The organism is Caballeronia sp. LZ043 (assembly GCF_031451075.1).
GTDB lineage: Bacteria > Pseudomonadota > Gammaproteobacteria > Burkholderiales > Burkholderiaceae > Caballeronia.
On record NZ_JARUXT010000002.1, the window covers coordinates 1232248 to 1243080 of the forward strand.

The 10833-nt window shown below is 67.0% G+C and carries 11 protein-coding genes; all 11 read left to right on the forward strand.

Going from position 1 to position 10833, the window contains the following annotated elements; genetic code table 11:
* Positions 1-28 precede the first annotated feature (28 nt).
* Positions 29-1117 (forward strand): ABC transporter ATP-binding protein, encoded by a 1089-nt coding sequence (locus tag QCE64_RS19210; protein WP_309920654.1) that lies wholly within the window; start codon positions 29-31, stop codon positions 1115-1117.
* Positions 1104-1976: an ABC transporter permease gene (locus tag QCE64_RS19215; protein ID WP_309812592.1), complete on the forward strand. Its 873-nt coding sequence runs from the start codon at positions 1104-1106 to the stop codon at positions 1974-1976. The genes QCE64_RS19210 and QCE64_RS19215 overlap by 14 nt, the downstream gene beginning before the upstream one ends.
* Positions 1977-1992: 16 nt before the next feature.
* Complete coding sequence (locus QCE64_RS19220; protein ID WP_309834186.1) at positions 1993-2790, forward strand: ABC transporter permease; 798 nt, start codon at positions 1993-1995, stop codon at positions 2788-2790.
* Entirely contained in the window at positions 2787-3923 is a 1137-nt protein-coding gene (locus QCE64_RS19225; protein WP_309920650.1) for an FAD-dependent oxidoreductase, read from the forward strand. The genes QCE64_RS19220 and QCE64_RS19225 overlap by 4 nt, the downstream gene beginning before the upstream one ends.
* Positions 3924-3930: 7 nt before the next feature.
* A complete protein-coding gene (locus QCE64_RS19230; protein ID WP_309920647.1) occupies positions 3931-4293 on the forward strand; it encodes a (2Fe-2S)-binding protein in 363 nt (120 codons plus the stop codon).
* Positions 4283-5689 carry an FAD-dependent oxidoreductase gene (locus QCE64_RS19235; RefSeq protein ID WP_309920644.1) on the forward strand — a complete coding sequence of 469 codons (1407 nt, stop codon included), beginning with the start codon at positions 4283-4285 and terminating at the stop codon, positions 5687-5689. The genes QCE64_RS19230 and QCE64_RS19235 overlap by 11 nt, the downstream gene beginning before the upstream one ends.
* Positions 5690-5699: 10 nt before the next feature.
* Positions 5700-6824 carry an FAD-binding oxidoreductase gene (locus QCE64_RS19240; protein WP_310005836.1) on the forward strand — a complete coding sequence of 375 codons (1125 nt, stop codon included), beginning with the start codon at positions 5700-5702 and terminating at the stop codon, positions 6822-6824.
* 79 nt (positions 6825-6903) lie between these two features.
* Positions 6904-7257 (forward strand): RidA family protein, encoded by a 354-nt coding sequence (locus QCE64_RS19245; RefSeq protein WP_309812575.1) that lies wholly within the window; start codon positions 6904-6906, stop codon positions 7255-7257.
* 258 nt (positions 7258-7515) lie between these two features.
* Positions 7516-8583, forward strand: a complete 1068-nt coding sequence (locus tag QCE64_RS19250) for an LLM class flavin-dependent oxidoreductase (protein ID WP_310005562.1) — start codon at positions 7516-7518, stop codon at positions 8581-8583.
* Positions 8584-8594: 11 nt separating this feature from the next.
* Positions 8595-9530 carry a flavin reductase gene (locus QCE64_RS19255; RefSeq protein ID WP_310005564.1) on the forward strand — a complete coding sequence of 312 codons (936 nt, stop codon included), beginning with the start codon at positions 8595-8597 and terminating at the stop codon, positions 9528-9530.
* Between the two features lie 108 nt (positions 9531-9638).
* The gene (locus QCE64_RS19260) at positions 9639-10805 is read left to right on the forward strand and encodes an ABC transporter substrate-binding protein (RefSeq protein ID WP_310005566.1); all 1167 of its coding nucleotides are present in this window, start codon (positions 9639-9641) and stop codon (positions 10803-10805) included.
* Positions 10806-10833 lie beyond the last annotated feature (28 nt).

Sequence of the window (10833 nt, forward strand, 5' to 3'; positions counted from 1 at the left end):
CCGTTGACGTGACGAAGGAGCGAGGCACATGGCCTTTCTGACACTGCAAGGCATTTCGAAACGCTACGGCGATTTCACGGCGATCGAACAGCTCGATCTCTCGGTCGAGCGTGGCGAACTGCTGTCCCTGCTCGGCCCGTCGGGCTGCGGCAAGACCACGACGTTGCAAATGGTGGCCGGCTTCGTCACGCCGACCACCGGCCGCATCCTGCTCGATGGCCGCGACATCACCCACGAACGCCCGGAGAAACGCGGCCTCGGCGTGGTGTTTCAAAGCTATGCGCTGTTCCCGCACATGACGGTGGCCGGCAATGTCGGCTTCGGTCTGGAGATGCGCAAGGTGAAGCGCAAGGAACGCGATGAACGCGTGGCCGAAGCGCTCGCGCTGGTGCGTCTGAACGGCCTCGGGCATCGCTATCCGAAGGAGCTCTCGGGCGGGCAGCGGCAGCGCGTGGCGATTGCGCGCGCCATCGCGATGCAGCCCCAACTGCTCCTGCTCGACGAACCGATGTCCAACCTCGACGCCAAGCTGCGCGAAGAGATGCACATCGAACTGCGGGCGATCCAGAAGCGTCTCGGCATCACGACCATTCTCGTCACGCACGATCAGGTCGAGGCCATGACGATGAGCGACCGCATCGCGGTGATGCATCGCGGGACGATTGCGCAGCTGTCCACGCCTTACGACGCCTACGAGCGGCCCGCCACGCCGTTCGCGTCCACGTTCCTCGGCCGCACCAACGCATTCGCAGGCGAAGTGCTGCAACGCAATCCGCGTTGCGCGATCGTCGATGTCGCGGGCACGACGCTGCACGTGCCGCACGAAGGCCGCGCCGTCGATGGCGCGGTGAACGTCTATATCCGTCCTGAGAAGGTCCATCTCGCCAACGGCAGCAACGGCGAAGCACGCTTGCGCGGCCGCATTGCGACGCGCGTGTTCGTCGGCAACCAGTGGCTGCTGGAAGTGGAGACCGGGCTCGGCAAGCTGCGTGTCGCGCAGCCGAACCATGGCGCGCCGCCGCCCGAGGAAGGCGACGAAGTCGGCCTCGACTGGACCGACGACGACCTGCGCGTGCTCACGCAGGAACTGCGGGAGAACGCGCATGGCCACGCTTGAAGACGCCCGCCCCGGCGCGGCGCCGTGGCTGCTGTCCGGGCCCGCGCTGCTGCTGTTCACCGGCCTGCTGCTGGTGCCGCTGCTGCTCACGTTGCTGCTGTCGTTCCGCGTCTTCAGCGATACGGCCGGCGTCACGCCCGCCTACACGCTCGGCAACTACTGGGAAGTGGTCAGCGACCCGTACTACGGCACCATCTTCCTGCGCACGGCCGGCCTCGCGTTCGCGGTGACGCTGTTGTCCATCGTGCTGGGCGTGCCGGAAACCATCGTGCTGGCGCGCATGAAGCGGCCCTGGCAATCCGTCTGCCTGCTGATCGTGCTCGGGCCGCTGCTGATCTCGGTGGTCGTGCGCACGCTCGGCTGGCAGATCCTGCTCGGCAACAACGGCGTGCTGAACAACGTGCTCCAGGCGCTGCACATCACCGACGAGCCCATTCGCCTCGTCTTCACGATGACCGGCGTCATCATCGCGCTCACGCATGTGCTGGTGCCGTTCATGGTGATGTCGGTCTGGGCCACGATGCAGAAGCTCGATCCGCAAGTGGAGTGGGCCGGCCGCTCGCTCGGCGGCTCGCCGTTCAAGGTGTTCCGCCGCGTGGTGCTGCCGCAGATCATGCCCGGCGTGCTGTCCGGGTCGATCATCGTGTTCGCGCTGTCGGCCTCGGCGTTCGCCACGCCTGCGCTGATCGGCGGACGGCGTCTGAAAGTGGTCGCGACCGCCGCCTACGACGAGTTCCTCGGCACGCTCAACTGGCCGCTCGGCGCGAGCATCGCGGTGCTGCTGCTGATCGCCAACGTGGCGATCGTGATGGGTTGCAGCCGGCTCGCGGAACGCCGCTTCAAGCACATCTTCGACTGAGCGGAGGACTCCCGTCATGAAAGAAAACGGCTGGCTCGGCCTCACCTTCAACGCGCTGTTCCTGACCTTCATCGCCGCCCCGCTCGTCGTGGTGATGCTCGTCGCGTTCACCGACAAGGGCTTCATCTCGATGCCCTTCGACGGCGCCTCGCTGCGCTGGTTCCGCGCGATCATCGAGAACGGCGACATCGTCTCGGCGTTCTGGCTCTCGGTGCGGCTCGCGTTCGCGGCGGCCAGCATCGGCGTGCTGCTGGCGGTGCCCGCGGCGCTGGCCATCGCGCGTTATCGCTTTCCGGGGCGCGCGGCGCTCACGAGCTTCTTCCTCTCGCCGATGATGATCCCGGCCGTCGTGCTCGGCATCGCGTTCCTGCGCTTCCTGTCGCTGCTGCATCTGTCGGGATCGTTCTGGTCGCTGGTCGCGGCGCACGTGATCATCGTGCTGCCGTATGCGCTGCGGCTCGCGCTGTCCGCGGCCGTCGGCCTCGACCGCGACGCGGAACGCGCCGCCTTGTCCTGTGGCGCAAGCCGCTTCACCGCGTTCCGGCGCGTCGTGCTGCCGATGATCCGCACCGGCGTCGCGGGCGGCTGGGTGCTGTCGTTCATCCAGAGTTTCGACGAGCTGACCATGACCATCTTCGTCGCGACGCCCGGCACCACGACGCTGCCCGTCGCCATGTACAACCAGATCGCGCAGACCATCGATCCGCTGGTGGCCTCCGTGTCGGCGGTGCTGATCGTCGGCACGGTCCTGCTGATGATCCTGCTCGACCGCATGGTCGGACTGGACCGAATCCTGATCGGAGAAGCCCGATGACTCTTTCTTCCACCGCCAGCCCCGACGTCCTGGTTCTCGGCGGCGGGCTGGTCGGCTCAGCCGTGGCCTACGGACTCGCCCGCGAAGGCGCGCGCGTCACCGTGCTCGACGAAGACGACGGCGGCCTGCGGGCGTCGCGCGGCAACTTCGGCCTCGTGTGGATCCAGGGCAAGGGCTACGGCCTGTCGCCATACGCGCGCTGGTCGCGCAGTTCGGCGCTGCGCTGGCCGGACTTCGCCGCGGCGCTGCGGGCGGAAACCGGCGTGGATGTCGCGCTGCGCCAGCCCGGCGGCTTCCACTTCTGTTTCGACGACGCCGAACTCGCCGAACGCGAGAAGCGTCTCTCGACGCTGCAAGCCGAACTCGGCGACTACCCGTACCAGATGCTCGACGCCGCCGAGGTGCGCGCGCGCATTCCGCAGATCGGCCCGGCGGTGATCGGCGCGAGCTATACGCCGATGGACGGCCACGTGAACCCGCTCAAGCTGTTGCGCGGCCTGCACGGAGCGATGCAGGCGCGCGGCGTGCAGCTCGTTTCCGGCGAGCGCGTGGAGCGCATCGTGCCGGAGCGCGGCGGCTTCACCGTGCAGGGCCGGCGCGGGACTCATCGCGCGGCGCGCGTGGTGCTCGCGGCCGGGCTTGGCAACCGGACGCTTGCGCCGTTCGTCGGGCTGAATGCGCCGGTCGCGCCGAATCGCGGCCAGGTGCTGGTGAGCGAACGCGTCGCGCCGTTCCTCGACTATCCGACGCTCAACGTGCGCCAGACCGACGAAGGCAGCGTGCAGTTCGGCGATTCGATGGAGGAAGTCGGCTTCAACGACTTCACGACGACGTCCGTGCTGTCGGACATCGCCCGTCGCGGCGTGCGCGCATTCCCGATGCTGCAGCACGTGCGGCTCGTGCGCATGTGGGCCGCGCTGCGCGTCTACAGCCCCGACGGCTTTCCGGTGTACGACCAGTCGGAGGCGCATCCGGGCGCGTTCGTCGTCACCTGCCATAGCGGCGTGACGCTGGCCGCCGCGCATGCGATGCGCGTCGCGCCGTGGATCACCGGCGCGCCGATCCCGGATGAACTGCCCACCTTCTCCGCGCGCCGCTTCGAGCATGCCCAAGAACTGACTCCCGCACATTGAGTTCGACATGACAGTCCACACGCATCCCCCACTCTTCAAGCCTCTCGATGGCGAGGCCGGCGCCACGCTCGACATCTCCTTCAACGATCAGCCGCTCACCGTGCCCGCCGGTTGTTCGGTCGCGGCGGCGCTGCTCGCGGCGGGCGTCTCGCGGTTCCGGGCCACGCCGGTTTCCGGCGCGCCGCGTGCGCCGTTCTGCATGATGGGCGCGTGCTTCGAATGCCTCGTCGAGATCGACGGCGTGCCGAGCCGCCAGAGCTGCATGGTGGAAGTGCGCGCCGGCATGCGGGTGCGCTCGCAGGAAGGCGCGCGCGATCTGCCGCCTGCCGTTGCGCTCGATACTTCGCTGGAGAACGTCCATGGCCGCTGATTTCACTTCCGAAGCCGTCGATGTCGTCGTGATCGGCGCCGGTCCTGCCGGCATGAGCGCCGCGACACGCGCCGCACGGGCTGGCTTGTCGACCGTGCTGATCGACGAGCAGGACGCCGTGGGCGGACAGATCTATCGCGCGATCGGGAAGGCCGATGCGCGCCGCAAGCAGATCCTCGGCCCCGACTACGCGGCAGGAACGGCGATCGCGCAGGCGTTCGCCGCGTCCGGCGCGCGGCACGTGACGCAAGCCAGCGTCTGGCAGGTCACGCGCGAGCACGGCGTCCATTATCTGAAGGACGGCAAGATCGGCTCGTTCGAGGCGCAGCGCGTGGTCCTCGCGAGCGGCGCGCTGGAGCGTCCGTTTCCGATTCCCGGCTGGACGCTGCCCGGCGTGCTGAGCGCGGGCGCCGCGCAGATCCTGCTGAAGAGCGCGGGCGAAGTGCCCGCCGCGCCGCCGGTGCTGGCGGGCTGCGGGCCGCTCCTGTATCTGCTCGGCTGGCAATACGTGCGCGCCGGCGTGCCGATCCGCGCGCTGGTCGACACGACGCGCCACGAAGACCGCTGGCGCGCGAAGAAGCACATGTTGTCGGCGCTGCGCGCGTGGCCTTTCCTGTCGAAGGGATTGCAGCTGATCCGCACGCTGCGCGAAGCAGGCGTGCCGATCTTCGAAGCCGCCGACGACTTGCGTGTCGAATCCGCCGTCGGTGCGGACGGGGTCGAACGCGCGGCTGCGCTGCGCTTCACGACGCAGGGCGTTGCGCATCGCATCGAGGCGGACGTGATCCTGCTGCATCAGGGCGTCGTGCCGAACACGCAGTTCACGCATGCACTGCGCGCGACCCATCGCTGGGACGATGCGCAACTGTGCTTCACGCCGAAGACCGATGCGTGGGGCGAGCTGGATGTGCCCGGCATCTTCATCGCAGGCGATGGCGCGGGCATCGGCGGCGCGCAGGCGGCGGCCTTGCAGGGCACGCTGGCGGCGCTCGGCGCGGCCGCGCAGCTTGGCGCGCTCGATGTCGTCCGGCGCGATGCGGAAGCCGCCCCGCTGCGCCGCGCGCTCGCGGGCGTGATGCGCATCCGGCCGTTCCTCGACAGCCTCTATCGTCCGCGCGACATCAACCGCATCCCGCGCGACGAAACCGTCGTGTGCCGCTGCGAGGAAGTCACGGCGGGCCAGCTGCGCGAGTTCGTCGAACTGGGCTGCGTCGGACCGAATCAGGCGAAGTCGTTCGGACGCTGCGGCATGGGGCCGTGCCAAGGCCGCATGTGCGGGCTGACCGTGACGGAAGTCATCGCGGATGCGCGCCGCGTGTCGCCCGCCGAAGTCGGCTATTACCGCATCCGTCCGCCGATCAAGCCGCTCACGCTCGGGGAACTCGCCGGTGAATGACGCCAACGCGATGACGGAAGCCGATGTGCTGGTCATCGGCGGCGGGCTGCACGGCACGAGCAGCGCGTTCCACATGGCCCGGCGCGGCGCGAAGGTCATCGTGCTCGAAGCCGATTACGTCGCGCGCCATTCGTCGGGCGTCAATGCCGGCGGCGTGCGCACGCTCGGGCGGCCGCTGCCGGAGATTCCGCTCGCGCTGATGTCGCGCGAGATATGGCACGGCATGACGGATCTGATCGGCGAGAACGGCGGCTTCGTGGCATCGGGCCAGTTGAAGATCGCCGAATCCGAGGACGATCTCGAAGCCTGCCGTCAGCGCGTCGCGCTGCTCGAAGCGCAGGGCTTCACGCACGAGAAACTCGTGGACCGCAAGACCGTGCTCGAACTCGAACCGGCGATCGCGCCGCATGTGACCGGCGGCATCTGGGCCGAGCGCGACGGCTATGCGCTGCCCTTCCGCACGACCAACGCTTTCCGGCGCGCCGCACAGCGGCTCGGTACGCGCTTTCTGGAAGGCATGCCGGTGAAGCGCATCGAACAGCGTGGCAACCGCTGGATCGCGCAGACGCCGCGAGGCGTGTTCAGCGCGGAGAAGCTGCTCGTGAGCGCAGGCGCGTGGTCCGGAGCACTCGCGCAGCAAGTCGGCGAAACGGTGCCGGTGCGGCCCGAAGGCTTGATGCTGATGGTGACGCAGCGCGTCGCGCCGTTCTGCCGTTCGACGCTGCTCGGCACCGGCCGGCCGCTGTCGTTCAAGCAGTTCGATAACGGCACGGTGGTGATCGGCGGCAAGCTGATCGGCATTGCGGATCTGCCGAACCGTCATGGCGAAGTGGACTTCGTGCGGCTCGTGAAGAGCGCCCGCACCGTCACCGACCTGTTTCCGCATCTGAAGCATCTCGGCGTCAATCGCGCGTGGGCCGGCGTCGAAGCCTTCATCCAGGACGACTTGCCCGTGATCTCCGCGAGCCGCGCGGCCACCAACCTCTACTACTCGTTCGGCTACTGCGGCAGCGGCTTCCAGCTCGGGCCCGGCTGCGGCAAGCTCGTGTCCGAACTGATGCTCGACGGCGCGCCTTCGCTGTCGCTCGATGCGTTCGCCATCGACCGCTTCGGACGCGGCGCCTCGGTTCACTGATCGGCCTTTCCTGTGCCACGCGCCCGCGATGTTGCGCGGGCGGCGGCTTCGTTTCACTCACCCCATTGGAGAACAACGCATGAGCGATATCGTTCGCATCGACACCAATCAGCGCATGAGCCGCGTCGTGAAGGCGGCGGGTCTCGTGTTCGTCGGCGGCCAGACATCCGCCGATCCCACGCCCGACATCAAGCTGCAAACAGCGAAAGTGCTCGAGAAGATCGACGGCTTCCTGGAAAAGGCCGGCATCGACAAGACGCGGCTCGTGTCGGCGCAAATCTGGCTCTCGGACATCGCGCGCGACTTCGCCGGCATGAACGAAGTGTGGGACGCATGGGTGCCGGAAGGCTGCGCGCCCGCCCGCGCGACGGTGCAGGCGCAACTCGCGTCGCCGACCTTGCTGGTTGAAATCGCCGTGATCGCATTGGGCTGACGCTGCCCCCGCCCGCGCGGCTTTTCTGGCCGCCGGGCGCCTTCCTCTCGTCGCCGTTCGCGCGACACGCCGCACCTCTCCCTCCTCGTCAGACCGACTCCCCATACGCGGGAAACCCCTAGCTTTCCATTCTGAAAAGATCATTGACATTCCACTCAGCATTTTTGATACTGATCGGAATGTAAAAATTCACAAGCGGATTTCTGACGAAATCAACCGGCGGCGCCGACGACAGGGAGGCAGCACATGCACGTGGGAATGACGACGATCTTTCAGAATCTCGGCGTCGGGCATACGGACGAGGAGATCTACCAGCACGAGCTCTCGATGGCGGATCTCGCCGAGCCGCTGGGTTTCGATTCCATCTGGGCCGCCGAGCATCACTTCAACGGCTACACGATGTGCCCCAACGTCACGCAGTTCCTGACCTACATGGCGGGCCGCACGAAGCGCGTGAAGCTCGGCTCGATGGTCAACGTGCTGCCGTGGCACGATCCCATCCGCGTCGCGGAAGAGGTCGCGGTGCTGGAGCACATGTCGAACGGGCGCGCCATCCTGGGCGTCGGGCGCGGTCTCGGGCGCATCGAGTTCGAAGGCTTCCGCGTGCCGATGGGCGAATCGCGCGAACGCTTCGTCGCCTATGCGGACGCCATCCTGAACAGCCTCGAATCCGGCTATCTGGAAAGCGACTCGCCCGCCTACCAGCAACCGCGCGTGCAGATCCGCCCCGCGCCGCTGCGCAGCTTCCGGGGCCGCACCTATGCGGCGGCGGTATCGCCGGAGTCGGCGCGCATCATGGCGAAGCTGGGCATCGGGCTGCTCGTGATCGCGCAGAAGCCGTGGGAGAAGACCGTCGCGGAGCTGGAGATGTATCGCGAGATCTATCGCGAAATCAACAACTGCGAGCCGCCCAAGCCGATCATCGCGTGCTGGATTGCCTGCCATGAAGACGAGGCGATGGCCAACGAGATGTATCAGAAGTACGTGTTGCGCTACAGCCGCTCGGCGCTCGAACACTACGAGTTCCACAACGAAGGCCTCGCCGACATCAAGGGCTACGAGTACTACGCCGCGCTCGCGAACAACATCAACAAGCACGGCATCGACAAGTTCGTGGAATTCCTCGCCAATCTGCAAGTGCGCGGCACGCCGGACCAGGTGCACGACAAGCTGATGGAGTATGTCGACATGGTCGACGCCGATGCCGTCCTCGGCATCTTCAGCTACGGCGGCATGCCCTTCGACCTGGCGAAGAACAACATGCGCACGTTCGCGGAGCATGTGTTGCCGCGCCTGAAGAAGCAACGGGCGCTGGCCGAAGCGTAGAGGGAGACATCATGGCCGTCAGCGAAGCACATTATCGCCAGGGCATGCGGCAACTCGCGGCCGCCGTCACGGTCATCACGGCGACGCACGAAGGCGCGCGCAACGGACTGACGGCGACCGCCGCGATGTCGGTCTGCGCCGAACCGCCGCGTCTTGCCATCGCCGTGAACCAGAGCGCGAGCGCGCTGCCCTTCATCCTCGGCGCAGGAGCGTTCGCGGTGAACGTGCTGCGCTACGACCAGGACGCCATCGCGAGCCGCTTCGCGAGCAGCAAGACGCGCGGCGAAGCGCGCTTCGAACACGGCGACTGGGGCGTGCTCGACACCGGTGCACCGGTCCTGCACGACGCCGCCGCCTCGTTCGACTGCGTGATCGAATCAGCGGTGGAGATCGGCACGCACCTGCTGCTGATCGGCGACGTGCGCGCGCTGCGGGTCAATCCGGGCGACCATCCGCTGCTGTTCCTCGACGGCGAATGGGCCAGCCTGATCCAGGCCAACAGCGCGGCCATCGAGCAATATGGTGCGACCGTCGCCCAATCCATCCGCACGGTGGATCAGGCGGCCGCCCACGCGGGCTCGCCCACGGACAAACTGCGCATGTTCGTGAAAGGCTTCACCTCGCTGAACCTCGCGCACTCGCCCGTCACGCGCAGTTTCTTTCACCACGAGCCTTACTTGCCTTCGGCGAAGCTGGCGGAGATCAATGCCGCCAAGAACCAGTTCGACCAGGGCTTGCGCGCGCTGCTGGAAGAAGGCATGCACAGCGGCGACTTCGATATCGACGATGCCAGCGTCACCGCATTGGCGATAACCGGAATGGTCAGCTGGACGCATCGATGGTATTCCGAAGAGGGCCGCGACACGCCCGAACAGATCGGCGAAAAGCTCGCCGCCATGGCGATGGCGATGGTTCATGCGCGCAGCGTCGAACCCGCCGCACGCTGATCACAAACACCCGAACACCCGAACGAGGAGCACCACCCGACACCACCACCGCTGTGCAAGGAAACCGCAGTCGATCACGACCTTCAACCCATATCGAAGGACTGAAGAATGAGGAGCAGGAGACACTTCCTGGCCGTGGTGCTCGCCACGGCCCTGTACAGCGCTGCGCCCGCGATGGCGCAGGAGAGCATCCCGCTCGGCGTGAACGTCGAGCGCACCGGCGTCGCGACCGGCTACGGCACGCACATGCTGATTGCGGCGCAGATCGCCATCGATGAAATCAACCGCGCAGGCGGCGTGAACGGCGCGCCGCTCAAGCTGGTGATCGAGGACAACCGCAGCAGCCCGGAACAGGCGGTGATCGTCACGCGCACTTTGGAGCGCGAGAAGGTCGTCGCCATGCTCGGGCCGATCCAGACCTCGCAATGCCGCACCGCGTTCCCGGCGGCCAACCGCGCGGCGCTGCCGACCATCTCGCCGGGATCGAGCGCGCCCGGACTCACCGCGCAGAACCGCCCGTGGACCTTCCGCATCTCCGCGATCGATTCGGTGACGATGACCAACGTCGTCGAGAAAATGCGCAAGGCGCATCCGAACGCGAAGACGGTCGCGATCGTCGTGGATCCGCGTGACGCGTATTCGCAGTTCCTCGCCAACACGGTGATTCCGCCGATTGCCGAGAAGAACGGCCTCACGCTGATCAACAAGGGCGCGAATATCGACGTGCCCGCCGACACCAGCGACTTCAGCGTCTACGTCACGCGCGTGAAGAGCCTGAATCCGGATCTCGTGCTGATCCAGATGAACCAGGAGCCGAGCCAGGGCTTCCTGCGCGAGGCGAACCGCCAGAAACTCGCCGCGCCGATGTTCGCGGGCCAGGGCTTCATCACCACGTCGACGGCGACCGCCGCGGCGGGCGTCGATCTGTGGGCGGGCCAGCCGTTCGATCCGGAGATCAAGGACCCGAAGGTGGTCGCGTTCGTGAACGAGTTCAAGTCGCGCGTCGAGAAACAGTTGCCGGGCCAGTACACCTCGCCGACCTATATCGATGCCAGCGCATATGAAAGCATCTATGTGCTCGCCGACGGCCTGCGCTCGCTGAAGGGCACGCCCGCTTCCGATCCGAAGCACGTGCGCGAGGGCTTGCGCAACTATCTGAGCGCGGTGAAGGACTACAAGGGCCTCGGCAACACGATCACCATGGGTCCGGAAGGCGATGCGCTGAAGGACACGATGGTTTATCGCACGCACAACGGCAAGTGGGAACGGCAGTAAGCCCGGCCGCCGCGCCGCAGTCATCACG

Excerpts from the sequence above, each read along its gene's own strand:
- QCE64_RS19215 (WP_309812592.1), top strand. The coding sequence starts at position 1,104 with ATGGCCACGCTTGAAGACGCCCGCCCCGGCGCGGCGCCGTGGCTGCTG.
- QCE64_RS19220 (WP_309834186.1), top strand. The coding sequence starts at position 1,993 with ATGAAAGAAAACGGCTGGCTCGGCCTCACCTTCAACGCGCTGTTCCTG.
- QCE64_RS19210 (WP_309920654.1), top strand. The coding sequence starts at position 29 with ATGGCCTTTCTGACACTGCAAGGCATTTCGAAACGCTACGGCGATTTC.
- QCE64_RS19250 (WP_310005562.1), top strand. The coding sequence starts at position 7,516 with ATGACGACGATCTTTCAGAATCTCGGCGTCGGGCATACGGACGAGGAG.
- QCE64_RS19245 (WP_309812575.1), top strand. The coding sequence starts at position 6,904 with ATGAGCGATATCGTTCGCATCGACACCAATCAGCGCATGAGCCGCGTC.
- QCE64_RS19230 (WP_309920647.1), top strand. The coding sequence starts at position 3,931 with ATGACAGTCCACACGCATCCCCCACTCTTCAAGCCTCTCGATGGCGAG.
- QCE64_RS19240 (WP_310005836.1), top strand. The coding sequence starts at position 5,700 with ATGACGGAAGCCGATGTGCTGGTCATCGGCGGCGGGCTGCACGGCACG.
- QCE64_RS19260 (WP_310005566.1), top strand. The coding sequence starts at position 9,639 with ATGAGGAGCAGGAGACACTTCCTGGCCGTGGTGCTCGCCACGGCCCTG.
- QCE64_RS19235 (WP_309920644.1), top strand. The coding sequence starts at position 4,283 with ATGGCCGCTGATTTCACTTCCGAAGCCGTCGATGTCGTCGTGATCGGC.
- QCE64_RS19225 (WP_309920650.1), top strand. The coding sequence starts at position 2,787 with ATGACTCTTTCTTCCACCGCCAGCCCCGACGTCCTGGTTCTCGGCGGC.
- QCE64_RS19255 (WP_310005564.1), top strand. The coding sequence starts at position 8,595 with ATGGCCGTCAGCGAAGCACATTATCGCCAGGGCATGCGGCAACTCGCG.